The 26,093-nt window shown below is 62.3% G+C and carries 17 protein-coding genes; 5 read left to right on the top strand and 12 right to left on the bottom strand.

The window, feature by feature from the left end; all coding sequences use genetic code 11:
• Positions 1-6: 6 nt before the first annotated feature.
• The 4 genes from Q0X62_RS08195 to Q0X62_RS08180 all read right to left on the bottom strand — a co-directional run bounded on the left by Q0X62_RS08195 (position 7) and on the right by Q0X62_RS08180 (position 7,755).
• The gene (locus Q0X62_RS08195; RefSeq protein ID WP_297733886.1) at positions 7-885 is read right to left on the bottom strand and encodes a DUF3034 family protein; all 879 of its coding nucleotides are present in this window, start codon (positions 883-885) and stop codon (positions 7-9) included.
• A gap of 238 nt (positions 886-1,123) precedes the next feature.
• Entirely contained in the window at positions 1,124-3,094 is a 1,971-nt protein-coding gene (locus Q0X62_RS08190; protein ID WP_297733884.1) for a BCCT family transporter, read from the bottom strand.
• A gap of 27 nt (positions 3,095-3,121) precedes the next feature.
• On the bottom strand, positions 3,122-5,071 hold the full coding sequence (locus Q0X62_RS08185) for a sulfotransferase (RefSeq protein ID WP_366946129.1): 1,950 nt from the start codon (positions 5,069-5,071) through the stop codon (positions 3,122-3,124).
• Positions 5,072-5,217: 146 nt separating this feature from the next.
• Positions 5,218-7,755, bottom strand: a complete 2,538-nt coding sequence (locus tag Q0X62_RS08180; RefSeq protein ID WP_297733877.1) for a TonB-dependent receptor — start codon at positions 7,753-7,755, stop codon at positions 5,218-5,220.
• A 341-nt stretch (positions 7,756-8,096) separates the two neighbouring features.
• Here Q0X62_RS08180 and Q0X62_RS08175 point away from each other — a divergent pair, with 341 nt between their 5' ends.
• The gene (locus Q0X62_RS08175) at positions 8,097-8,567 is read left to right on the top strand and encodes a MarR family transcriptional regulator (RefSeq protein WP_297733874.1); all 471 of its coding nucleotides are present in this window, start codon (positions 8,097-8,099) and stop codon (positions 8,565-8,567) included.
• Complete coding sequence (locus tag Q0X62_RS08170; RefSeq protein WP_297733871.1) at positions 8,564-9,739, top strand: CaiB/BaiF CoA-transferase family protein; 1,176 nt, start codon at positions 8,564-8,566, stop codon at positions 9,737-9,739. The genes Q0X62_RS08175 and Q0X62_RS08170 overlap by 4 nt, the downstream gene beginning before the upstream one ends.
• A 36-nt stretch (positions 9,740-9,775) precedes the next feature.
• On the opposite strand, the gene Q0X62_RS08165 is transcribed toward Q0X62_RS08170, so the two are convergent.
• The gene (locus Q0X62_RS08165) at positions 9,776-11,815 is read right to left on the bottom strand and encodes a 3-hydroxyacyl-CoA dehydrogenase NAD-binding domain-containing protein (RefSeq protein WP_297733868.1); all 2,040 of its coding nucleotides are present in this window, start codon (positions 11,813-11,815) and stop codon (positions 9,776-9,778) included.
• Positions 11,816-12,041: 226 nt separating this feature from the next.
• Between Q0X62_RS08165 and Q0X62_RS08160 the strand changes: the two genes are divergently transcribed.
• Both Q0X62_RS08160 and Q0X62_RS08155 read left to right on the top strand, forming a co-directional pair.
• Entirely contained in the window at positions 12,042-13,805 is a 1,764-nt protein-coding gene (locus Q0X62_RS08160) for a class I adenylate-forming enzyme family protein (protein ID WP_297733866.1), read from the top strand.
• A 41-nt stretch (positions 13,806-13,846) separates the two neighbouring features.
• Positions 13,847-14,983, top strand: a complete 1,137-nt coding sequence (locus Q0X62_RS08155) for a DUF3089 domain-containing protein (protein ID WP_297733863.1) — start codon at positions 13,847-13,849, stop codon at positions 14,981-14,983.
• A 79-nt stretch (positions 14,984-15,062) separates the two neighbouring features.
• Here the strand turns inward: Q0X62_RS08155 and Q0X62_RS08150 are convergent, their stop codons facing one another.
• From Q0X62_RS08150 to Q0X62_RS08140, 3 genes are read right to left on the bottom strand one after another with little or no spacing between them, the layout of a single operon-like run.
• Positions 15,063-15,839 (bottom strand): thioesterase family protein, encoded by a 777-nt coding sequence (locus tag Q0X62_RS08150; protein ID WP_297733860.1) that lies wholly within the window; start codon positions 15,837-15,839, stop codon positions 15,063-15,065.
• Positions 15,839-16,663 (bottom strand): SDR family NAD(P)-dependent oxidoreductase, encoded by an 825-nt coding sequence (locus Q0X62_RS08145; RefSeq protein WP_366946128.1) that lies wholly within the window; start codon positions 16,661-16,663, stop codon positions 15,839-15,841. The genes Q0X62_RS08150 and Q0X62_RS08145 overlap by 1 nt, the downstream gene beginning before the upstream one ends.
• Before the next feature lie 47 nt (positions 16,664-16,710).
• Positions 16,711-17,757, bottom strand: a complete 1,047-nt coding sequence (locus Q0X62_RS08140; protein WP_297733855.1) for a phosphotransferase family protein — start codon at positions 17,755-17,757, stop codon at positions 16,711-16,713.
• Positions 17,758-18,022: 265 nt separating this feature from the next.
• Between Q0X62_RS08140 and Q0X62_RS08135 the strand changes: the two genes are divergently transcribed.
• A complete protein-coding gene (locus tag Q0X62_RS08135; protein ID WP_297733853.1) occupies positions 18,023-19,279 on the top strand; it encodes a TetR/AcrR family transcriptional regulator in 1,257 nt (418 codons plus the stop codon).
• A 65-nt stretch (positions 19,280-19,344) separates the two neighbouring features.
• Here the strand turns inward: Q0X62_RS08135 and Q0X62_RS08130 are convergent, their stop codons facing one another.
• From Q0X62_RS08130 to Q0X62_RS08115, 4 genes are all read right to left on the bottom strand, one after another.
• Positions 19,345-22,281 carry a TonB-dependent siderophore receptor gene (locus Q0X62_RS08130; protein WP_297733850.1) on the bottom strand — a complete coding sequence of 979 codons (2,937 nt, stop codon included), beginning with the start codon at positions 22,279-22,281 and terminating at the stop codon, positions 19,345-19,347.
• A 105-nt stretch (positions 22,282-22,386) separates the two neighbouring features.
• Positions 22,387-23,757, bottom strand: a complete 1,371-nt coding sequence (locus Q0X62_RS08125; RefSeq protein WP_297733846.1) for an MFS transporter — start codon at positions 23,755-23,757, stop codon at positions 22,387-22,389.
• A complete protein-coding gene (locus Q0X62_RS08120; protein WP_297733843.1) occupies positions 23,754-24,866 on the bottom strand; it encodes an acyl-CoA dehydrogenase in 1,113 nt (370 codons plus the stop codon). The genes Q0X62_RS08125 and Q0X62_RS08120 overlap by 4 nt, the downstream gene beginning before the upstream one ends.
• Positions 24,867-24,884: 18 nt before the next feature.
• On the bottom strand, positions 24,885-26,093 hold the full coding sequence (locus tag Q0X62_RS08115; protein WP_297733840.1) for an acyl-CoA dehydrogenase family protein: 1,209 nt from the start codon (positions 26,091-26,093) through the stop codon (positions 24,885-24,887).

The raw sequence follows: 26,093 nt of genomic DNA, 5'->3' as shown, positions 1-26,093 counted from the left end.
GCGCTCCTAGAATCCGGCCTGGAGGGAAAGATAGAAGCCGCGCTGATCGTCGAAGGTCGCGATCGAGCCGAGGTCGACCCAGGCGGCTGTGACGGTCAGGTGCTGGTTGACCGCATAGGCGGCGAAGAGATCGACCCAGTCATCCTCGCCGGCAAAGCCGAGATTGTCCGGCTTGAACCGATACTCCGCCCCGATGATGAAGCGACGCGAGAGCATGTATCCGGCCGAGAACTCACCCTGAAGCGAGTGATCATTCAGCCCGCCATAACCCAGCAGGCCGGTCTGGTTGGCTTCCGTCCATCGCAGGGTCGCGTTCAGAAGGAGGCTGTGCTCGAGGAGGAGCTTCGTCGCGGCGAGATAGACGTCGTAACCGCTGTCATCTGCGGCCCCGACCGCCCGCACGATGGCGCCCTGATTGTTCGACTTGTGCTGAACGCCCAGTGCGACCTGCGGCACCCAACTGTCCTGATCATACACCGCATCGCCAAACAGGCGAATTTTCGCGCCGATCACGTCCTGCTCGAATGTGAAGCCCTGGCCCAGACCCAGCGCGGCGCCTGCGTCCTGTGTGTCGAAGCGCTGGCGCGTCCAGGACAGTTCGAAACGGTCATGAATACCAATCGCGAAACCGGCGGACTGAAAACGGAAATCCTCAAGCTCGACCTGGGTCGCATGGGCGGTCCCGCCAATACCACGCTCGGTCTCATTGCCGGTGATCAGCGCCCAGCTGGACAACCCACCACCACCCGACCCTTCGATCGTGCTGATGCCGCGGGTGAGAAGAAGCTTGCCGCCGGTTTCGAAATCCTGGGCTTGCGCCGTCGCGGCAAGGCTGGCGGCGGACGCCAGTCCCAGACCTGCGATCATGGTATGGATCAAAGTCAATTCGCCGGCTCCCCTTGCCACCTGGCGCGCCCACGCGCGCAGTCCGGATGGCAAGAGGGTTAACCGGCCGACGTTGAAATTTCCTTTATGCCCCAGCGCGCTGGTGCGGTATTTGGCACCGACGCTGCAGTCCTCGGCCGATGGCGCCTGCCGTCTCGAGACACCACAAGCACGAGGCGAAGGGCCGGCCGATCCATCGTGCCGCGACGGTCAACACTCATGTGGTCACCGGGGCGGTCTAGCCATTCTTCGAAATGTGGTAGAGCCATTGAAGGTGACGCTCGAAATTGCGCAGGACTTCGCGGATCAATTGGACCTTGGAGTAGCCGTAAACGCAGTAATGCTGGCCACCTTCCGACAGCATGACCTCGGCGCGGGCGTATTCCTCGTCCGGGCTCTCGGAGGCTTCCGCCGTCTCTTCGGACTCGGGCGTGGAGAAATAGGGCGCGTCATAGAGGCGTCTTTCCACACGGAACACGAATTCCGGCTTGTCTGAATCGTGGACACGCATGCCGGCCTCGCCCTTGGACTGGGTCAGCTCGACTTCATAGCCGTGCGTCTTCAGCTCTTCGGAAATTTCGGCCAATGCCGGCACAACGGTTTTCTCGATGTAGCCGTCAACCTCCTTGCCGGTCGGACGCGAGAACATGAGACGCAAGCGCGCCCGCCATGGCATGGTGGCGCCCTCGACCGGCAATTGGACCGCTGTCTTGACCCCCGCCTTGCGGGCTGTCTCGTGCGAGAAGGCCCGTATCAGACCGACAAAGGCGAGCAGCAGGATCAACGTAAACGGCAATGCCGCTGCGATGGTTGCCGATTGCAGGGCTGCAAGCCCGCCGGTGACCAGCAAGGCTGCGGCCACTCCGCCTTCCGCCAGCGCCCAGAACAAGCGTTGAGAGACCGGCGGATTGAGGCTGCCGCCCGACGCCAGGGTGGCTTTGACCAGTGAGCCGGAATCCGAAGAGGTCACAAAGAACGTCGCCACAAGGATGATCGCCAGCACCGAAGTAATAGAGCTGAATGGCAAATGTTCGAGGAAGGCAAACAGCGCCAGCTCGCTATTGCCATCCCTCACGACATTGACCAGCTCGTCCGCAACACCGGACAGGGCCAGGCGCAGGGCGCTGTCGCCATAAACCGTCATCCAGAAGAAGGTGAAGGCCGTTGGCCCGAGCAGGACGCCGAAGATAAATTCGCGGATTGTCCGGCCACGCGAGATGCGCGCGATGAACATGCCGACAAAGGGTGACCAGGAAATCCACCAACCCCAGTAGAACAACGTCCAGTCGCCGACCCAGGCCCCGTCGCCATAGGCGTCGAGATTGAAGGTGAGTGTGGCCAGTTGATCGAGATACTCGCCGATATTCTGGACATAGGCGGAGATCAGGAAAATTGTCGGCCCGGCCAGGACCACGAAACCGATCAGGGCAATGGCCAGATAGAGATTGAATTCCGACAAGCGGCGGATGCCAGCGTCCAGACCCGCAACGACGGACAGGGTTGCCAGCGCCGTGATCGCCGCGATCAGGATGAGCTGGATATCCGTCGAGATCGGGATCTCGAAAAGCTGATTGAGACCGGCATTGATCTGGGTCACCCCGAAACCGAGGGATGTCGCGACACCAAATAACGTACCCAGCACCGCAACGGTATCAACAACATGGCCGATCGGACCATAGATCCGGTCGCCGATCAGCGGATGCAGCGCCGATCGAATGGTCAGGGGCAGGCCGTGCCGGTAGGTGAAATAGGCCAGCGACAACCCGACCACGACATAAATGCCCCAGGCATGAATGCCCCAGTGGAAGAAGGTCAGCACCATCGCATGGCGCGCCGCTTCAACGGTTTCCGGGTCGCCTTCTGGCGGGAAGATATAGTGGGTCAGTGGCTCGGCGACCCCGAAGAACATGAGGCCGATACCCATGCCGGCGGAAAACAGCATGGCAAACCAGGGGGCAAAACCGAATTCCGGCTCACTTTCGTCCGGCCCCAGCTTGATCCGCCCCCAGTCCGAGAAGGCGAGGATCAACAGGGCCACCAGGAAGAAGCCCACGCTGACGGTATAGATCCAGCCAGTGGAATCCGTGATTGCGACGCGGAGGCTGTCGAAAATGCGTTCTGCCTGGTCGCCGGCAATGACCGCATAGGCCACACCAACAAGGGCCAGTATGGCAGCAGGAAAGAAGACGGCGGGTTCTATTCTACGCATTGGGTATTCCTCGCTTTCGCGTCAGCATCAGGCGTGGGTATGGTAAGCCTCAAGCGCTGGACCAAGCGCCTGTTTGAGCGGATCGAGATGGGTCTCGAATTTCTTCCATTGCGCGACGCCGCTATCGAAAATCGGTTGGCGTACTTGTTCCGAACTGGCGGTCCGCACCGCACGCTCGGTGGCATGGAAGTCGATACAGGCCTGCTCAAACGGCAGACCGCAAAAATCGAGAAGACGCCGCACCTGCCCGTCCAGGTCGGCGACGACGTCCTCATAGTTCACGCGGAGTATCTGGCCGGGCAGGACCCGATCCCAATGATCCATCAGCGAGACATAATTGCGATAGTAGTGCCCGATCTCTTCAAGGCCATAGGTGAATTCCTGCCCCTCGGCGAATAATTGCTTGAAGCCGGAGAAGCAGCAGGCCATCGGATGACGACGGGCATCAATGATCCGGGCATTCGGCAGGATCAGCTTGATCAGACCGATATGGCGAAAATTATTGGGCATCTTGTCGGTAAAGCGCGGCGCGTCGGCACGGTGGATGCGGGTATTGTCGATATAGTCCCGGCCCAGCTCCGCCAGCTGCTCTTCGCTCAACTCGTGCAGGATGCGCGGATAGCGCGTCTTGTCACTCAGGCGTTTGCGGCCGCGCAAACGATGCGAGAGGGCGAGGATATTGGGCAGTTCCAGTGTACCGTCCACCTGGCTGTGGGAGGCGAGGATTTGCTCCAGCAAGGTTGACCCGGCGCGCGGCAGGCCGACGATAAAGATCGGGTCCGGATCCATACAGCCCTTGCCGGACTGGGACTCGAACAGGGCGGCATCACAAATTTCGGCCTGGGCCCGGAGCTCGTCTTCCATCTGCTCGGTCGTGTAGCGGGTCTGGACCCGTTTCAGCGTATTGCCCTTGTCGTAGAAGGCGAAGGCCTCGGCGATCTCGTTGCGATCCTCGAAGGCCTTGGCGAGGGCGAAGCTGATATGGACGCGGTCCTGGAAGGCCAGGTCCGAGCCCGCTTCGAGCGCCTTCATGCGGGCGATTTCATCATCCGTGAAACGGTAGGTCTTGAGATTGGCCAACCCATACCAGGCGTCCCCGTGATCCGGCTTGCTGGCAAAGGCCGCGCGATAGCTGGCGATTGCCTCGTCCTGACGGCCCAGCGTCTTCAGCGCATGACCGCGCGAGGTCAGGGTCGCCGGATCGTTCGGCAGCGCCGCAAGAATTTCGTCGAACAGGCCCAGCGCCTCGTCATAGCTGCCGGTCTGCATGCATTCGATCGCATAGTGCGATTTGAAGATCGGGTTGTCGCGATCACCCTCATAAAGATGGCGCGCCTGGTCGAGTGCCGCAGTGAATTTCTGTCGCTTGCGCAGGACCTGGATATGGTCGAGCCGCAATTGCGTATTGTCGGGCTCGAACTCGATTGCACTTTCGAGCAGAAAATCCGCATCCTCGAGGACGCCGAAACGATTGCCCAGCTCGGCCAGGAGCCGCATGGCCTCGACATGATGCGGGTTCTTCTGAAGGAAGGCCCGACAAAGGCTTTCTGCCTTGAGCAGCTTGCCTTCGTGCAGGAGGTGGGTGACCGAGACGAGCTCACGCGGCAGCGCGTTGATGCGCTCGGCCTGGGCCGTTGCATTGCGGGCTTCCACCGGACGACCAGCCGCTTGGTGCAGCTCGGCCTGAGCCTGCCAGCTGGCGACCAGCGCCGGGTTGAACCGGCAGGCCCGCTGGTAGGCCATCAGGGCGCGTTCCGTCTTGCCGAGCGCGCGCAGGAGATGACCTTCCTCCTGGAAGGCGCGACCGAAATCGGGCGCGGTGCGCTTGATCCGGTCGAGCGCGGCACGCGCTTCGTCATATCGTTTGAGATAGCGAGCGCAGACCGCCTGCATGTAGAGGGCATCAGTATGATCCGGCGACGCATCCAGCACGGGCTGCAACGTCTCCAGAGCCGCATCGAAGCGGCTGTCATACATCTGCTTTTGCGCTGTGATCAGCGCCTGGACATGGGTGTCCGTCTCTTCTTCCACGCAGGGGTCTCCACCGGTCTCGCAGAACACAGAAAGCGTCCCTTGAAGGGACGCTTTCCATAGTGGCCCTAAGGCCCGTTGCTTGTCAGGGCCTAGTACTGCACCCCGACCCGCACGCCGATCGTACGCGGCCGGATCACCGTCACACGCTCACGGTCGAAGACGAAGTTGTTCGCAATCTCACCGCGTTCATCGGTGAGATTATTGGCGAACAATTCCACCGACCAGCTCTCACCGGTCAAACCGGTCGTGAAGTTCAACGAAGCATGGCCTTCAACTTCCACCTTGTTGATCTCGATGACGTCAGAAAAGCTGTCATCCGTGATCGTGATCTGGGGCATCACATGCGCCATCAGACCATTGTCCATCGGCCACTCATAGCGGGCGCGAACATTCGCCTGATAGCTCGGCGCGAAGGCGAGTTCGGACCCGACGAGGACGTCATTGGTCGGCACCAGCACTTCCGTGATCTCGGTATCGAGCAGAGAGAAAGCGCCGACAACTGTCAGGCCCGGGATGTCCGCCGGAGCCCAGGTCACTTCACCTTCAATACCGCGGATTTCGGCGTTGGCGGCATTATCCGAGAAGAAGAGATTGGTGATCGACGGGTCGAAAATCGTCGTCTGGAGATTCTCGATCTCGACCAGGAAGGCATTGCCGTTGAAACGGACCTGGTTGTCGAAGAGGTCGGTTTTCCAGCCGAACTCGTAATTGACCACTTCATCCGTATCCAGGGCGAAGGGCACGGTGTAGCCACCAGGACCCGCAGCGCCGCCCGGACGGTTCAGGAGACCCGGACGGAAGCCTTCCGACACGGTCGCATAGAAGAGCGTCCCATCGGTCGGGCGCCATTCCAGCGTTCCCTTGAAGATAAAGCCGTCAGTCGCGGCGACATCGGGATTGCCGAACGGATTATCCGGAGCGTAGAGCGCCGAGATATTGGTTCCGAAAACCTGGGCATCATCAGTCTGACCGAAGTTGAAGAAAGAGCCGTTCGCACTGCCCTGCAGGTCGACTTCGATATCGTAGTAGCGCGCTCCCAGCGTGATCGAGAACTGTTCGGTCAGGTCGAAGGTCGTCTCACCGAAAATGCCGTACTGCTCATCCGTGCGCAGCACATCATTGCGGAAAATGACGCCCGCCGGGAAGGGGCCCGGATCGGAGAAATAACCCGGAGAGGCATCGCCGACAGCGCCCGTCACTGCGAGATTGGTCAACGGATAGTTCGGTGCAAAACCGGTGGTCACGCCATCAAAGGAAACCGCATTGACCGAGCCCGGATAGGTGAAGTCATTGCGCTCGGCCACTTCCATGTCCGAGTAGAACCCGCCGAAGGTCGCGCGGATGCGACGATCTTCCGGCGTGTTGAAACGCAATTCCTGGGTGAAGACCTTGGTGCGCGTATCGGACTGCACGAACAGGTTCGGCGCCTGACAGGTGCCGGACGGGGCACCCCCCGGATAAGAGACCGAGCCGTCACAGATATAGTAAGGCAGATACTGGCCGACGAAGAGATAGTCGGAATAGTCGACGCGCTGATCGGTGTTCCGATCCGTGTATGCGCCGGTATAGACCATCTCCAGCGCGCCAAGGCGGCCTTCCAGCGTCCAGCTGGTATTGTGGAAATAGTCATCCAGCTCGTCTTCCTCGAAGCGCTGGATTTCCAGATCACCGAGGGTCGGATCCATGAAGAACACGCCTTCGGAGTCCAGCTGCTGCTGCATGTGCATGACAGTCAGGGACCAGTCCGCATTGAAGTCATACAGGGCGCTGAGGCGGAAACCGGAATAGGTCGTGTCGTTGAAGTCTTTTTCCAGCAGGCTCGAATTGTTGGCGTCGAGGAAGGTGACACCGGACAGGTCGGCGGTGGACTGGAACCCGGCGCGCGTGGCATTCACCGGAACGCCATTGTCACGCATCGTGCCGGCGGGACGGAAGCGCGCCGATTCCGACGCATTGCGCGTGCCGGGCACGTTGTCGATATAGCCACCCTGTTGGTCGACATAAACGACACCACGGATGGCGAAATTATCCGCCAGCGGCATATTGACGACGGCCTCGGCCTTGTTGGACATCTCGCCGTTTTCGGTGAAGGAAACTGCGAAATTCGTCGAGGCGGAGAAACCGGACGGGTCCGGGCGATTGGTGATCAGGCGGACCGTGCCAGCCTGCGACGACGAGCCATAAAGCGTTCCCTGCGGTCCCGGCAGGACCTCGACCCGTGCCAGGTCAGCCGCGTAGACGTCGAGATTTCGACCGGGCTGCGAGACCGGCTGCTCGTCAAGATAGAGGGCGACATTCGGCGCCAGACCGGCCACCCCCGCCGTGGTCAGGTTCGGGGTCGTGGAGGCGAGGCCGCGGATATAGATCGTGGCCTGGCCCGGACCGGAACCGCCAGCGGTGACACCCGGTAGCTGTTGCAGGTAATCGGTGAAAACATCGACGCCAAGCTCGTCCAGTGTCTCTTCGTTCATCGCATTGACGGCGAGCGGAATATCCTGGGTGCTTTGTTCGCGCTTGGTCGCGGTCACGGTGATAACGTCGACCTGGGCGGCGGCGAGGCCGGCTCCGGCAATCGACAGGGTCGCGGCGGTCAGAATGGTCGTGGAAAGTGCCCGTTGCTTCAGCATGACGTAATGACAGTCCCTTTTGGCGTTACGGTTGAAGGGCTGTGTAGAGTTTCCGGTACGCGCTGACCAGTATGCTTTGAGTTGAAACTTTCAGTGCGAAACATCCTTCGCCGCCCGACGCGGCACAGCATGCCAATATATCTTTGATAAAAAAGACGAAAAATAGAACCGTTACATGAATGCGACAGGCCGCGCCGAAATCCGGTTTCGCTTTGCTTACACCATGGCAGTCTGTGAATATTCGAAATCGAAGCAGATGGCACGCACACGGTTCGCGCAAATCTGTTGGAATGTGACGGGTCTGGCGGTACATCAAACGCGGGACAAATCGGGCAAGGCGAATGAGCGATCACGACGAAATTCTTGTGGCACTTCGGCGCATTACCCGCGCAATTGACCTGCAATCAAAACGCCTCGTCAAAGCGACCGGGCTCACCGCACCGCAGCTGGTTGTGATTGATACACTTCGCAAGCGAGGGGATTTGTCGCCCAGCGCGATCGCGCGTGCGGTCTCGCTCAGCCAGGCGACCATCACTTCCATCCTCGACCGCCTGACCCAGGCCGGTCTCGCGGAACGCGTGAAAAGCGACACCGACAAGCGCGTTGTAATGGCCCGATTGACCGACACGGGCCGGGCGGCCGGGGAGAATGCCCCGGAACTGCTGCAGGCCGGCTTCCTGCGCTCCTTCCGGGAGCTGCAACCCTGGGAGCAGAACATGCTGATCGCCTCCCTGCAGCGCATTGCCGAGCTGATGGATGCCGAGGACCTCGACGCCTCGCCCTTCCTCGATACCGGCGAAATCACCCGATGAGCCCGGCGCCCGACCGCGCACTGGCGGGCCTGAAAGTCGTCGAGCTCGCCCGCATCCTGGCCGGCCCGTGGATTGGCCAGACCCTCGCCGATCTGGGTGCCGACGTGATCAAGGTGGAAAGCCCGGCCGGGGACGATACCCGCAGCTGGGGCCCGCCCTGGATCGAGCATGAGAGTGGGCGCGCGGCCGCCTATTACCATTCCTGCAATCGCGGCAAGCGCTCGGTGACCGCCGATTTCCGCAAGGCCGAAGACCTCGATTTCGTACGCGCCCTGATCGCTGACGCCGATGTCGTCATCGAGAATTTCAAGGTCGGCGGACTGGAGAAGTACGGCCTCGATCATGCCAGTCTCGTGGCCGAACATCCGCGCCTGGTCTATTGCTCGGTCACCGGCTTCGGCCAGACCGGGCCCTATGCCCATCGCGCCGGCTATGACCTCGCCATCCAGGCGATGAGCGGTGTCATGGACATTACCGGCGAGGCTGATGGCCCGCCCCAGCGCCTTGGTGTCGCCTTCGCCGATATCTTCACCGGGCTTTACGCGACCATCGCCATCCAGGCCGCCCTCGCCCAGCGCAAGCGGAGCGGGCGCGGCCAGTTCATCGACATGGCCCTGCTCGACTCCATGATCGGTGTGCTCGGCAATCAGGCGCTAAACTACTTCGCAACCGGAACACCGCCGCGCCGGATCGGCAATGCCCACCCCTCCATTGTGCCTTATCAGGAATTCACCTGTTCGGACGGCCACATCATCATTGCCTGCGGCAATGACGGCCAGTTCGACCGCCTCGCCAGGGCGCTGGCGCTTGACGAGGCGATGCGCGACGCCAACCGGACCAATGCCCAGCGGGTCGGCAACCGGACAGAACTTGCGGGTGTGATGGCGGAAAAGCTTGCCGTCATGTCTCGTGATGAGGCCCTCGCCATGCTCGAGGCCAATGGCGTACCGGCCGGGCCGATCAATACGATTAGCGAAGCCTTTGACGACGCGCAGGTCCGGGCCCGTGGCTTGGCGATCACGTCGGACGGCATCCCCGGCCTGCGCTCACCCATCCGCATGTCCGACAGCGAAACCGGCGCCACAACACGCGCCCCCGGCCTCGGCGAACACACCGAGGCCGTGAAGGCTGAATTGCGCAGGAAAGGGTGGAGCGGACCCGGGAAGGAATAGGGGTCCGCTCCGATCAGCGGGTTGGCGCCGCCAATCTTAGCTGTTGAGTTTTTCGCCCTTGGCCGCCTTGTCGGCGAGCAGTGGCGAGACCTGGTGGCCATACGCCTTCAGGCCCTCGACGACGACGTCCAGGCCGATCGTGTCAGCCCAGAACATCGGGCCACCGGTATAGGCCGGCCAGCCATAGCCATTGATCCAGACCGTATCGATGTCCGATGCCCGCTGGGCCATGCCTTCCTCGAGGATTTTCGCGCCCTCATTCACCATAGGAAAAAGCAGGCGATCGCGGATTTCCTCGGCGGAATAGGATTGCGGCGTTTCGCCGGATTTGGCGACGAAACCGGCAATGATCTCCTCGACTTCAGCCGATGGCGTCCGGCGGCGATTCTCGTCGTAATCGTAAAAGCCCTTGCCGGTCTTCTGGCCGCGACGATCACGCTCGCACAAGACGTCGCGAATGGTTTCGCTGTTGGATTTTTCCTTGTTCCAGCCGAGATCGAGACCGGCCAGGTCGGACATCTGGAAGGGACCCATGGGCATGCCGAAATCAGTCAGCGCATCATCGATATCCCAGGGTTTGATGCCCTGCATGAGCATGGCATTGGCGGCCTGTTGGCGCGGTGACAGCATGCGATTGCCGATGAAGCCGTGACAGACCCCGGCAACCACGGCGACCTTGCCGATCTTCTTGGACAGAGCCATCGCCGTTTTCAGCACCGCCGGGGCGGTCTTGGCAGCGCGCACAATCTCCAGCAGACGCATGACATTGGCCGGCGAGAAGAAGTGCAGGCCCAGGACATGGTCGGCACGCTTGGTGACGGCGGCCATCTCGTCGACATTCAGATAGGAGGTGTTGGAGGCCAGAATGGCGCCCGGTTTCACGATCGCGTCCAGCTTGGCGAAGACGTCCTTTTTCACGTCCATATTCTCGAAGATCGCCTCGATCACCAGATCGCTGTCGGCAAGGTCATTCATGTCGAGCGTCGGCGTCAGGCGAGCCATGCATTGCTCGACCTGTTCGGCCGTGAACTTGCCGCGCGCTGCGGAGCGTTCGTAATTCTTGCGGATGATCGACACGCCGCGATCAAGAGCGTCCTGCTCGCGTTCGAGAATGGTCACCGGAATGCCGGCCGACAGGAAATTCATGGCAATCCCGCCGCCCATTGTGCCGGCGCCGAGAATACCGACCTGGTTGATCGGCAGGACAGGTGTGTCGGCGGCAATGCCATCGATCTTGCTCGCCGCGCGCTCGGCAAAGAACACATGGCGCAGGGCTTGGGACTGGGTGCCGGACACCAGCTTGCCGAAGAGCTCACGCTCTTTCTTCACACCCTCTTCGAACGGCAGGTCGATCGCGGCGCGGACAGCCTGGACGCAGGCCTCCGGTGCTTCGAAGCCCTTCAGACGGCGCATCTCGATCTTGCGGAAATTGTCAAAGAAATCATCGCCGAGGCTGGAATCGATCTTGTCCGTGCGGGCGCTGGAGACGGGATGGCTGGCCGCACCGATAACGCTCTTGGCAAAGGCAACGCCGCTCTCGACAAGCTGATCATCAGCGACAAGCTTGTCGACCAGGCCGATACGCTCGGCGGCGGCGGCCGGTATAGGGTCACCCTTTACGATCATTGGAAGGGCCGCCTCAACGCCCACAACCCGCGGCAGGCGCTGCGTACCACCGGCGCCCGGGAGGATGCCAAGCTTCACCTCCGGCAGGCCGAGCTTCGCCGAGGCGATTGCGATCCGGTAGTGACAGCCCAGCGCAACTTCCAGACCCCCGCCCAGCGCCGTGCCGTGAATGGCTGCGATCACCGGCTTCTTGCTGGCCTCGATCGTGTCGATCACGTCCGGGAGTGACGGGCCAACCGGCGGCTTGCCGAATTCGGTGATGTCCGCGCCGGCGAAAAATGTCCGCCCTTCACAGGTGATCACCACGGCCTTGATCGAGTCGTCCGAAGCGGCCTGGGCCATCGCGTCGGCAAGGCCCGCGCGCACGGCCTGACCCAGCGCATTGACCGGCGGATTGTTCGAGGTGACGACGAGCACGTCCCCGTCCTGGCGCGTTGTGATGACCGACATCCCGTTCTCCTGCTTTGCCGCCCGCTCCGGGGCGTTTCATTGGCTTGTTTCACGCAGCGGAACCCGTCCGCAGCGCGCTTGCAAGGCTGCATACCCTGCATTCGATATAGTAGGCAAGCGCATCACGCGCTAGGGCGTTATGCTGAGGCCTTGTGATAAATATCGTTCGCCAGTATCGTCAAAACAACAAATATAACAGCAAACCCGAAACAGGATTTCGTTGGGGATGGAAAATCAGGACACAGCAGCCCGGGCGGCTGCGGACTTGTCTGTGCCGGCCAGCTGGCCGGCCTGCACGCTGGAGCAGGCAAATGCGCTTCTGTGCGCGCCTGACACCAGGTTCGCCATGGACACCGTCACCATTCGCGGGGTGGAAACCCGGGTCTGGAAACACGCCCTCGGCACTCTTCCCGATCTGGCTCGCCATGCCCGCTCCCATGGCGACCACATCTTTACTATCCACGAGGATGAGCGCGTCAGCTATGAGGCCTGGTTTCGGGCGACACGCGCCCTCGCCGCCGAACTCGCCTCAATGGGGATTGGCAAGGGCGATCGGGTCGGCCTCGCCATGCGCAATCTGCCGGAATGGCCCGTCGCCTTCTTTGCCGCGACCAGCCTTGGCGCCATCATTGTCCCGCTCAATGCCTGGTGGACGGGTGCGGAGCTCGGCTACGGGCTGAAGAATTCCGGCGCCTCGGCGCTCATCTGCGATGCCGAACGCTGGGAGCGCATCGCCCCGGAAGTCAGCGCCCTGCCCGAGCTCGCCCACATCCTGGTCAGCCGCGGTGACAGCGCGCCGGATGCCCCGGCCCGGCGGCTTGAGGATTTGATCGGGACACCGGATCGCTATGCCGGACTGCCCGAGGGTGATTTGCCCGCCGTCGAGATCGCGCCGGACGACCCGGCCACCATCTTTTACACCAGCGGCACGACAGGGAATCCAAAGGGCGCGCTGGGTACGCACCGGAACATCCTGACCAATATCCTGTCGTCGGCCTTCGCGGCGGCCCGGGCCTGCCTGAGGCGCGGCGAGGCGCCCCCGGCCCCGACGCCGAAGATCATGCTGACCGTGATCCCGCTCTTTCACGTCACCGCCTGCAATGCCGGCCTGATGGGCGCAATTTTCGCCGGTCATTCCATGGTCTTCATGCCCAAATGGGATGTCGTCAAAGCCTTCCAGATTATCGAGCGGGAGAAGGTCAATACGACCGGCGGCGTGCCAACCATTGCCTGGCAGCTGATCGAGCACCCCGACCGCGTGAAATACGACCTCTCCTCGCTTGAAGCGATTGCCTATGGCGGCGCACCATCGGCGCCGGATCTGGTCCGCAAGATCAAGGACGTGTTCGGCGCCCTGCCCGGCAATGGCTGGGGCATGACCGAGACCTCGGCAACGGTGACCAGCCATTCCTCCGAGGACTATCTCAACCGCCCCGACAGTTGCGGCCCGCCCGTTGCTGTCTCGGACATCAAAATCATGGCCCCCGATGGCAGCCGCGAATTGCCGGTTGGCGAGGTCGGGGAATTATGGGCGCGCGGCCCGCAAATCGTCGCCGGTTACTGGAACAATCCGGAGGCGACGGCGGAGACCTTCATCGATGGCTGGATCCGCACCGGCGATCTCGCCCGCGTTGACGAAGAAGGTTTCTGCTACATCGTCGACCGCGCCAAGGACATGATCATTCGCGGCGGCGAGAACATCTATTCGACCGAGGTCGAAAATGTCCTTTACGAGCACCCGGCCGTCACCGACGCGGCCCTCATCGGCCTGCCACACCGCACGCTCGGTGAGGAACCCGCCGCCGTGGTCCATCTGGCCCCCGGCCAAAGCGCCACCGAGGACGAACTCAAGGCCTGGGTGCGCGAGCGCCTGGCCATCTTCAAGACACCGGTCCGCATCCTGTTCACGGACGAAACGCTGCCGCGCAATGCCAATGGCAAAATCATGAAGAGTGAACTGAAACCCCTGTTCGAGACCGAGCAGGCCTGATCCGCGCCGGGACCAACCCGGCCACTCAAGGGGAGAAAGCGATGCTGATCGCGACACTGATGATCGCCGGCACCAGCCTGCTGGCCCAGCCGGACGGCTATTCACCGCCGGATTATGACGCCGCCGAGAGCTGGCTGTGCCGGCCGGGTCGCGAAGATGCCTGCACAATTGATCTCGACACCACCATCATCGACGCCGATGGCAGCATGCGGGTCGAGGGTTATGAGGCTGCGCAGGATCCGGGCGTCGACTGCTTCTACGTCTATCCGACCGTATCGAATGACCTGAGCGGCAATTCGGACATGGTCGCCAATGACGAGGAAAACCGCGTCATCGCGGCTCAGTTTGCCCGCTTTGGCGAAGCCTGTCGCACCTTCGCGCCGATGTATCGCCAGGTCACCCTGACCGCGCTGCGCTCGATGATGGCCGGACAGGCGACCGATGCCGATGGCGTGACTGCCTATCTCGATGTCCACGCGGCCTTCGCCCACTACATGGAGCACGACAATAATGGCCGCCCCTATGTCCTGATCGGACATTCCCAGGGCGCGCGCATGCTGGAGCAATTGGTCGCCCGCGTCGTCGACGGCCAACCCGCCCAGGACACGATGCTCTCGGCCATGCTGATCGGCTATAATATCGCCGTGCCGCCAAGCGAGCCGGTTGGCGGCGCCTTCCAGGCCGTTCCGCGTTGTGAAGCGGCAGACCAGACCGGTTGTTTCATCGGCTATGTCTCCTTCCGGGCGGACGCGCCGCCGCCGGCGGCGTCACGCTTTGGCAAGCTGCCCGACCCGGCTGTCGAAGTCGCCTGCACCAACCCGGCCGACCTGGCGGGCAATTCGGATGCTCCGCTTGAGGCCTACCTCGCCACCGAGGGCGCCTTCACCTCATCGGAAGCGGCCGGTCCGTGGGTCGCGGGCGGCGACGCCGTGACGACCGATTTTGTCCGCGTTCCAGGCCTCCTCACCGGACAGTGCCTGAATAATGAGCATGGCAGCTATTACGCCATCTCCATTCATGGCGACCCGGCCGATCCGCGCACCGACAACATTGTCGGCGATGTCATCGCGAATGGAGTTGTTCTGGACGATTGGGGCCTGCACCTGCTGGATGTCGGCATCGCCCAAGGCGATCTGATCGACCTCGTCTCCAGTCAGGCGGCCGCCTTCGAACGATAGAAACAGGATCACTGCCCCGGGCTGGGGTGGCTGGTGAAGGCAGGGCGGGCCGCAAGGCTCGCCCTGTTTTCATTTGCGGTCAGACGAAGATCGCCACGCTCTGCATGCCGGTGATGACGGGCTCGCGATCGGCATTCCAGACCTGCATGATCTGACTCGACGAGCCTTGTCGCGCCAGGTCGGCCGTCGACCGGGTGAGCCACCAGCCATCCGTCGTGGCCGGCTCGGCATTGAGCAGATTGATCTGCCAGGTCATCGAGCTGATCGGACCCGGCTTGGCAAACAGCGCCATCGCAGCCGGCGGCAAGGCATCACCGATCGCCATCAGCTCGACCATCGGATGCAGGCCCTCGCGCTCGCTCAGACGCACCCAGCGCATAAAGTCGGGGGTGTGACGCGCCTCGATCGGAAGCCCGTGGCGATAGCTCAGATTGCTGGTGAAGAATTTCGGGTCCGGATTGGCCATGGCCGGCGCGGCGTCGGCGAAATCGGGAACCTCGGGCCGGGTCGTTTCGGCATAGTCGATACTGGAGTCCAGCCCGATCATGAAGACGAAGAGCGCCTTCAGCCCCAGCTTGCCATCGCCATAGACATTGGCCTCGATGAAGGCCGCTGTCCGGCCCCGACGCAGAAGCTCGGTCTTGACCGTCACCTCGCCCGCCAGCGGCCCGACAAAGGCAATCTGGGCCGAGCGCAAGGGCGGGAGATCGGGTTGGGATCGCAGCGCCGCCTCCAGCGCGATCGCCGCCGTCAGTCCGCCATAGGCGGTCCGCCCCTGCATCCATGTGTCAGGAATAAGCGCCGTGAGTTCGTCATTGCCGGAGCGCGCGTCAGCGAGGATTTGCGGGAGCGACATCAATCATCCTTGAGCGTATCGAGGGCGGCGCGGGCCGCGAACTGGGTCGAGGCCGCCACCGGGTGTGAGGTCGACAATCCGCCATCAACCGCGATCGCCTGTCCATTGACATAGCTGGATGCCGACGATGCAAGGAAGAGCGCCGTGGCGGCAATCTCCTCGGGCCGACCGCCGCGCTGAAGCGGGTTGAGCTGACCGATCCGATCCTCCTTGCCCGCCGCCCGGGCATGGTCATAAAGCGGTTTGGTCATGCCGGTCTCGGTCAGGCCGGGACAGATCGCATTCACGCGTATCCCGGAGCCGACCAGACTCTGGCAGGCATGCTGAACCAGATTGATCACACCGGCCTTGGAGGCGGAATAGGCCACCGGTCCGGCGCCATAGCGCAAGCCCGCAACCGACGCCGTGCAGATGATCGACCCGCCACCGGACTTCATCAATGCGGGCGCGCCATGCTTGATGGCCAGGAAGGGTCCGATCAGATTGACGCGCAGCACCTCGGCCCAGGTCTCGGCCGTGGTGTCGAAGAAATCGGGCAGCCCGCCGGTGATCCCGGCATTGGCGTAAATCACATCGAGCCCGCCAAACACCTCGACCGCCTCGGCGACGGCTGCGATCACATCAGCCTCGACGCCCGCATCCATGACCCGCACGCGCGCCTCGCCACCCGCTGCCTTGATGGCCTCGGCGGTCTGGTGCACGGCTTCGGACTTGTCACAGGCCAGGATCCGAGCGCCCGCTTGAGCGAAGAGCAGGGCCGCGGCGCGCCCGATACCGGACCCGGCGCCCGTCACAAGGGCGGTCTTTCCCGCCAGGCTGAACATGGACATGTCTTGCTCCCCGATCCGTTTCGTCCTGAGCGATGGGCCTGTCAGGCACCGGCCTTGCGGGCAAAGTCCCAGGCGGCTGTCGCCAGCGGGACCAGGCGCGCTACTGTTGCCTCCGCCTTGTCGCTCGAGGCATTGCCATCAATGATCCGCTTCTTGATCCCCTGGATGATGCCGACCAGGCGGAAGAGATTATAGGCGAAGTACCAATCCATCGCCGGCACGCTGTCGCGTCCGGTCCGCTCGCAATAGAGCGCGACAGTGTCGTCGAGCGTCGGGATGCCGGTGGCGGCGAAATCCAGCCCGGCGAGACCCGCCCCGCCATCGCCCGCCGGCATCGCCCATTGCATGGCGTAATAGGTGAAGTCGGCCAGCGGATCACCGAGCGTCGAGAGCTCCCAGTCGAGCACAGCCTTGATGCGGGTCCCGTCTGGTTCGAAGAGGGCGTTGTCGATACGGTAGTCGCCATGAATGATCGAGGTGCGTGTTTGCTCCGGCACCGTGCGCGGCAGGTATTCGATCAGGCCTTCAACCTCGGGAATGTCGTCGGTTTGGGACGCCCGGTATTGCTTGGTCCAGCGTCCGACCTGGCGTTCGAAATAATTCCCCGGGCGACCATAATCCCCCAAACCCACCGCTTCATGATCGATCGAATGCAGATCGGCCAGCGCGACCGTCAGGGCCCGGTACATCTCGCCGCGCGCAGCTGGCGCCTCGCCCGGCAGGGAACCGTCGGCCAAGGAGCGGCCATCGACCAGCTCCATGACGTAGAATTTCGCGCCGATCACCGTCTCGTCCTCACACAAGGCAAAGGGCTGCGCGACCGGGAAGCCGGTGGGATGCAGGGCGGCGATCAGGCGATGTTCACGGTCCACCGCGTGGGCCGATGGCAAGGTCGGCCCGAAGGGCTTGCGGCGCAGGACATAGGCCTGATTGGCGGCATCGAGACGATAGGTTGGGTTGGATTGGCCGCCAGGAAACTTGCTCAAGCGGATCGGCCCCGCAAAGCCGGGAATGGCGGTTTCAAGCCAGCGCGCAAGGCGCTCCAGATCGATTTCGTCTCGCGTCACGGCGTCAGGCGCTGCAGTCATGGGTCTTCCTGATTGTGCATTGGCAGGCGCGGTCATTCCGCACTGCAGCAAAGTTAGACCATACCGTTTCCTCGGTAAATGGTTAGAATGCTGTCAGACAGGACGGCAATTAGTGGAAGAAACGATGATATGGCAATGATTTCTGCGTCGCACGACAGAACCAGAAATTTACATACCGATTTTGCTATCTTGGCAGCGAGGGGGAAATGGCAGAAGGGTCGCGCGACTGCGTGACGATATCAACAAACTCTGCTAAGCGAATGATATGAATGCGACTCCGAAAACCGAGGACTCAGCGAAGACCCGCCGCTTCCACCAGAAGCGCGAGCGGATCCTCGACGCGGCAGCCACGCTGATCAATCGCCATGGCGTGCGCGGCATGACCTTCGTTGATGTCGCCCAGCTGGTCGAATTGAACACGACCAGCATCACCTACTACTTCAAACGCAAGGAATTGCTGGCCGCAGCCGTGCTGGAGCGGGCGCTCGAGCGGATCGAGGCGCTGGTCGCCGAGGCAGCCGCCGAGCCGACCCCACGGGCACGGGTGGAGCGCTATATTCGGCTCAATTTTGACCTGCAGGCGCGTATCAACGCCGAGATTGAACGTCCGATCGCGGTGATCTCGGACATTCGCGCCCTGAACGAACCCTTCGGCAGCGAACTGACGACACGCTATGTGCAGGTCTTCCGGAAGCTGCGCACCTTCTTCGACGCGCCGAAATCCCCGGAAGAAAAGATTCTCGGCACAATCCGCGCCCACGTTCTGGTTCAGAACATGTTCTGGCTCCCGGCCTGGCTTTCGCAATATTCGACCGGTGATTATGACCGCGTCATCCATCGGATGATCGAAATCTTCGAACACGGGATTGCACGCGACGGCGCCAGCTGGACGCCGGAACTCCTGCCCATCGACGAGTCCGAACTGAAAGTCGGGATTGAGGGCATGCCCGGCAATTTCGCGCGCGCTGCAACCTTCCTGATCAATGAGCGCGGCTATCGCGGCGCCTCGGTCGAGCAGATCGCCTCCGAACTCAATGTCACCAAGGGCAGCTTCTATCACCATCTGGAAGCCAAGGACGAACTGGTGCTGGAATGCTTCCGTCGCTCCTATGGGCGGGTCTCGCTGGTTCAGCGCGCCGCCACCAAGGCCGGCGGCAATCAGTGGCAGCAATTATCGTCCTCGATGGCGACCTTGCTGAATGTCCAGCTCTTCAGTGAATTCCCGCTCCTGCGGACAACGGCGCTGCAGGCCCTGCCGACCGATCTGCGCAATGACGTGCTGGATCGCTCCAACCGTATGGCGCGGCGCTTCGCCGGCATGATGATTGACGGCATCACCGAAGGCTCGGTCCGTTCGGTCGATCCGCTGGTGGCCAGCCAGGCCATCATGGGCGCGCTGAACTCGGCCTATGACCTGCGTGACTGGATCAAGGGCATCGATGCCGATGCCGCATTCGCCTACTACGCATCGACGCTCACCTACGGCCTGTTTTCGCCGCCGCCAAAACCCTTCAAGGGCTAGGGCAAGGCACGAAAAATGGCCCCGACCGACTGGTCGGGGCCCTCTTCATTTCCGGTTCGGAGGGATTAGAACTCGGTGTTGAAACCGACCCGGATGATCCGTCCGACCGGGTTTCCGGTGAACGGGTCATAATTGTAGTCCTGACGCGCAAAGCTCGGGTCTTCGTCGGTCAGGTTGATGGCCGTGAACGAGAAGGTCGAGGCTTCACCGAAATGATAGAGGAGATTGAAATCGGTCGTCAGCTGACTGTCGATCGTGGCCCCCTGCATCAATACCGGATTGCCCGCAATGTACGGGTTCGGCGCGAACGGACCTGTGCCCAGATCAGCACGCTGATCGCGATAGCTGTCCGAATAGGTGAAGGTCAGGCGGGTATCGATATTCCCGACCGTATACTCCAGGAAGCTCCGCGCCTTCCATTCCGGCACCGGGTAGGCGGTGGTCTGGAAGTTCATGAAGCCGACACCGTCGAAGCCCTCCTGGACAACGACACCTTCCACGGTTTCCGGACCGAGCTCATTGCCCAGCATGTAGGTCGCGGTGATTCCGGCATTGAGCGATCCGCCGAGAACATCCCCGAAATCATAGTTCAGGATGAAATCGAGACCGGAGCTGGTCAGATCGCCACCATTGACCGTTTCCGTCCGTACCCGTGCGATATTGGCGGCCGCACAAGTCCCGGCACCGGCAACGCCGCCGCCATCATTGAACTGGAAGCGCTCACGCAACCCGTCGAATGCCGGGTCAGTACAGTTCGCCGGATCGGCAAACAAAGTCGCGACCATGCCGGAAAGCGGCTCGGTTGTGATCGTGTCGGAAATCTCGTAGCGGAAATAGTCGACACTGGCCGTGAAGTTATCCGTCGCGAACAAAGCCCCGATCGAGTAGTTCGTGGCCGATTCCGGCGCCAGCGCCGGATTGCCGAACACGTCCACCGGACGGAAGCTCGACGCGATCACCTGCAGTGACGTGACATTCCGGTTTGCCAGCTGCTGGGCCGGCGGGCCACGGAAGGTCGTGCCGGCGGAACCGCGCAGGGCGAAGCCCTCCGTGATCTGCCAACGCGCCGTCAACTTGGGATCGAAGGTCGACCCCGTCTGCCCGCCATAGTCCTCGTAGCGAGCCGCGAGCTGGACGTTGAAGTCGTCCGTGACCGGCAATTGCAACTCACCGAACAGGGCATAGACATCATTGTCAGCGTCATTGTTCGCATTGGACCCGAGGAAACCCCAGGCACCAGTTTGCGGGTCACAGGTCGTATTGCCATTGACCGGCGTGTCCCGGCACGGGTTGACGGCGATATTATTGTTGTCGCCATAGACGGCCGAGAAGGTGTTGTGGCGGTACTGACCCCCGAACCCGTACAGGACCTGGCCTCCAGCCAGCTCCCAGCCGGTCTCGCCGCTGATCGTCCCTTCAGCCACGAACAGCTCGGTCTCCAGCGTGGTCGAGCCACGCACGAAGAACCAGTTGATCAGTTCGGCACTGTTCTGGTTGGGCTCTGAGCCGGGACGCTCAACACCGGTGACGGCGTTGCCCGTCGCCTGATTGCCGAACGGGTTATAGAACTGACACGAGCCTACGCCGGGTGTTCCGGTCGCAGGATTACAGCCAGCGCCACCCAGGCCGTTCAGCGCCAGCTGAACGCGGTCACCGAAGCTGTCATAGCCATCATAATAGCGCTCATAGCGATGATAGGTGACATTGAAGTCAAAAGACGTCGTGTCATTCAGCTCACCATTGAGCCCGGTCGATATCCGGAAGCTCTCATTCTGGCGAATGCCGGTGGCCGAGCCCAGATTGTCCGGATTTCCGGCGAACGCGGGATTGCCGCCAGCGAGAAGCGGCCGGAATAACAGGGTCGGGAAGAGCACAGCCAGCGTACCGGCCGGAACGATCCCGGGATTCTCCGCCACCATCTGCTGGAAGCCGGGGTTCGCAGCCGACACCACGAAGCCGCTCGGAGAGCCACCCACACCCGCTGTCGGCGCCTGGGTCAGGAGATAGGACGGCGAGGTGCGATAGTGCGGCACCTCGTCATGGCCGTAGAGCAGGCTCATTTCCCATTCGACCGTGTCGGTAAGGTCAACGGCCAGCTCGCTCCAGATCTGGTAGCGATCCTCTTCTTCGACGAGGGCGTCAAACCCGGTATATTGCGTCCGGCACCAGCCAGCCGTCGTGACGTAACCACCGAGCGGGGCGCAATCCGGGTCAGCACGCAGACCGCCGATCGGACCAAAACCAGCCGGCGTGATGCCAAGCGGCAGGAAGGTTGCGGGGTTGCCACCGCCTGTCCAGCCCCCTTCGGGGTTCGATTCAAAGTCCTGGACCGCAAAATCGCGATCCCGGGCCAGAAGCTCTGAACGATGCTGGTAGCCAGCGGCGATCAGGAAGCTGAAATTATCGCCCTGATGCCCGAAACTGCCTTGCAGCGTGTAGTCGCCATCCGTGTCGGAAATGAAGGAGTAGTCCCCCCCGAAGCGGAACCCGTCCTGGTCCGACCGGGTGATGAAGTTGACCACACCCCCGATCGCGTCAGATCCGTAAATCGCCGCGGCACCGTCCTTGAGGATCTCGATCCGCCCGATGGCCGCAGCGGGCAGAAGGTTCAGATCGACGAACGGGACCCCCGTCCCCGCCGGTACAAGGCGCCGGTTATTCAGCAAGACCAGCGTCCGCTGCGGGCTCAAGCCGCGCAGGTTGACGGACGCCATGCCTTCGGTGGCCTGCGACCGGCTGTCGAACTGGTTGGTATCGCCGATGACACCGCTGGAAACCGGCAGAGCCTTGATCAGCTCGACCGGCGATGGATTGCCCAAGCGGGCAAGTTCTTCGGCAGACAGGACATCGACGGGCAGCGCCGCATCCTCCGGGGTGCCGCGGATCGCGGAACCGGTGACGATGATCACATCGTCTTGCGCCTGCACCGTCGCGGACAGACCTGCCACCATGGCAAGTGCCGTCAACGCGCTGCTCGCACGCATGAGACCTTTAACAGTCATAATCTCCTCCCAGACTGGCGCGGCTGCCTTGTTTTTTGCATACCGCACATTCGATTAGATCAATCGGATTCTGACTAGTCAAGGAGATAGACGGCGTTTCACAAGTTATAATTGGCGATTTCGACGCTGCACTGCATCATGACTTGCCGCCTTAAGGTGACGCGGTTCGCGTACTGCGGAAACTAGAACGAGCAAACTGGCGACCAGGCTGATCAGCGAAATCACAAAGACCGGCAGCAGACCCGCCATGCTGGCAACAACGCCGCCGACCACCGGGCCGATTGTCGCCATACTGGTTTCAACCGTGGTCGAAAGCGCCAGCCGCATCGGGATATCGTCGCGATTTCCAAACTCCAGCACCAGCGTGGTCGAGCTCATCATGTAGCCGGACGCCGCCGCCCCCAGGCCGAAGAAGGCCAACAGGAAATGCCAGGTTTCCTGGGCGAAGATCATGCCGAACAGGGACAGCGCCCAGGTCGCGACGGTCAGGATGAAGGTGAGCCGGAAACCATAGCGGTCCCCCAGCGTGCCCCAGAGCAGATTGGTGATGGTGTCGGCGCCCAGGAAAGCCAGAGAGAGCAGGCCGATCATCGCCCCGTCAACCTCCAGCTTGCGCCCCGCATAGATGATGCAAAAGGGGATGACGATCCGCCCGGCCGTGGCCAGCATCTGGGCGATCAGGAAATTGCGGTAATCCCGGTCGACGAGCAATTGCGGGAATTCACGCACCCTTGCCATCACGCCCATCTGGACCTTTACGGTCGGACTTTCCGGCTCGCGCAGGAAGAGCCAGAGCGCGCCCAGGCCCAGACTGGTCAGCACAAAGGCAACCATGAAGGTCGTCGCATAGCCATTGCCCAGCGCATTGGTCTCGATGAGATGCACCCCCGCCCACCAGGACAGGGCCGCCGCGATGGCCCCGCCGGCAATATTGCGCCAGGCCTGCAATCGCCCCCGCATACGGATCGGGATCACCTTCGACAGCAGGACCTGGAAGGCGACACGCTGGGAGCCCAGGAAGAAGCCGAAGAAGAGCAGGAAAAGAAAGGTTGCCGTGATCAGGACGGAGCCGGTCAGGAACCAGCCGGCAACGGCCAGACCCAGCAGCTGAAGCCGCATAAGGATGCCGATCGTCATCGCCGCCGGCATGACCCGGCGGCGATGCTCGATATGGGCCGCGCCCATCACCGGAGATGCGATCGCGCCAAGCTGGATCAAGGCCTGGCCCAGACCGACAAAAATCGGCGAACCGGTCAGCATGTGCAGATAGGCGGGGACGAAAGTCGGCGCGAAAATCAGCCGAAACCCGGTCATGCCCAGCATGCCATGGGTGAAGTGGGCGATATAATTGCGCCGCAGATTACCCTCGACGTAGTCGCTGTAGATCTGCTCTCGCCCCTCTGGCGTCATCACGTCCTCCACCACGCCGGTCACAGGCTGGCCGGCGGGTGAAGGCGGGATGGGCGCGTCACTCAATAGTCGTTCAATCGGGCAAAGCGTTCGCGATGGAAGGCCCCGTTTCCATACTGGGCCTCGAGAATGCGCGCCCGCTTGAGATAGAAGCCGGCATCATGCTCGTCGGTCATGCCGATCCCGCCATGCAGCTGGATCAGCTCGCGCGAAACGAGATGCAGGGTCTGGCAGGCCCTTGCCTTGGCGAGGGCCACGCGGACCGGCACATCATCCCGCTCGGCATCAATGGCCTCGAGCGCCCCTTCGACGACGGACCTCATCAGCTCGATCTCGGTGAAGAGATTGGCCATGCGGTGCTGCAGTGCCTGAAAGCGCGACAGGATTTCGCCGAATTGCGAGCGCGTCTTGAGATAGGCCAGCGTGTCCTCGAAGGCCTGCACGGCAAGGCCGAGCATCTCCGCGGCGACACCGGCCCGGGCGCGGTCGAGCACCTGATCCAGCAGATCATCGCCGCCCGCCTCAAGCCGCGCGTGGGCGGGCAGTGAGACCTGGTCCAGCGTGATCGCGGCATGAGAGCGGAAATCGATCAGCTTGCGGGTCGAAACCGTGACACCGGACGCCTCGGCCGGCACCAGGAAGAGGCCGACCCCGCCCTCATACTGCGCCGCCACGACCAGAAGATTGGCCGCATCGCCTTCAGCGACAAAGCACTTCTCCGCGCTCAGCGTCCAGCCATCGCCCGATGCCTCCGCGCGCGCCTTGATCAGGTCCGGTGCGTGCCGCGGACCTTCATCCACCGCCAGGGCGGCAATCGTCTCGCCGCTGGCAATGCCGGGCAGCCAGGCTGATTTCTGCTCGTCGGACCCACCCAGAAGCAGCGCGCTTGTCGCCGCCAGCGAGGAGGCGTTGAGCGGGCTCGCGGTCAGCGTTCGCGCGCACTCCTCGAGCACGAGACCCAGGCTGAGATAGCCAAAATCCGAGCCGCCATAGGCTTCCGGAATGATCACCCCGGTCCAGCCCATCTCCGCCATCTTGGCGAACGCCTGCGGGTCAAAGCCGATCGCGGCGCCGGTATCGCGCACCTTGCGATAGGCCTTCACAGGCGATTCCTTGCGGGCCCAATCGCGCGCCATGTCGCGCAGCATGGTCTGTTCTTCGTTCAAAACGGCCATAGCCTTTGCTCCCCCGTCCTATTGATGGTCCAGCATCCCGAGGATGCGCTTGGCGATGACATTGTTCTGGATTTCGGTGGTGCCGCCATAAATCGACACCGCCTTGCCCCAGAGCCAGCCGCGGGTAGAACCGAGTTCGAGCGGATGGAACCCCTCGCCTTCCCAGCCCAGACCCTGCATGCCCATGATTTCCAGGGTCAGCTCGGCGCGTTCCTGGGTGATGCGGGCACCGACATTCTTCAGGATGGACGAGGCCAGCGAGACCTCGCCGCTCTTCGCCTCGGCGGTCACCCGGCGCGCCGTCGCCTGGAAGGCGCGCGCCTCCATGTCATGCTTGATGATACGGCCGCGCAGATCGGCGTCGGCGATCCGGCCCTGCTCATCCACACCAACATATTTCTTGGCGATATCGGCGAGCGTCGGCCCGGCTCCGCGCCCCATCCGGCCACCGCCGGACAGATTGGTGCGTTCGTGCTGGAGCAGGCGCTTGCCGATCGTCCAGCCATTGCCGATCTCGCCGACGATCTGGTCCTTCGGCACTTTCACATCAGTGAAGAAGGTCTCGCAGAAGGGCGAGGCGCCGGAGATCATCCGGATCGGCTTCACCTCGACCCCCGGCGACTTCATGTCCAGCAGGATGAAGGAAATCCCCTCATGCTTCCTGGTTGTGTCAGTGCGCACCAGGGCGAAGCACCAGTCGGCCCATTGCCCGCCCGAGGTCCAGGTCTTCTGGCCATTGATCAGCCAGTGATCCCCCTTGTCCTCGCACTTGGTCTGCAAGCTGGCGAGGTCGGAGCCGGCACCCGGCTCGGAATAGCCCTGGCACCAGCGAATCTCGCCACGACAGATCGGCGGAATATAGCGCTGCTTCTGTTCCTCGGAGGCGAACTCGAGAAGCGTCGGCCCAAGCATCATCACGCCCATGCCACCGATCGGGTTCCAGGCATTGATCCGGGCCATCTCCTCCTGAAGGATACGCGCCTGTTTGGCATCAAGACCGCCACCGCCATAGGCTTTCGGCCAGGTCGGCGTGCCCCAGCCCTTCTCGCCCATGGCCTTTTTCCAGGCCGCCGCTTCCGGGTCCGGTTTCGAATCCCCTTCGACCGCCGCCAGCAGGTTTTCTTTGCCGACGAGGGATTGCGGGAAATTGTCCGCGAGCCAGGCCGCGGCCTCGGCGCGGAAATCCTCCGCCGTCGAGTCGGGGCGTGTCATTTCGGTTGTCGCCAT

Origin of the sequence: uncultured Maricaulis sp. (assembly GCF_947259345.1) — a bacterium.
Taxonomy (GTDB): domain Bacteria; phylum Pseudomonadota; class Alphaproteobacteria; order Caulobacterales; family Maricaulaceae; genus Maricaulis.
This window is presented reverse-complemented; position numbering and strand designations above follow the sequence as displayed.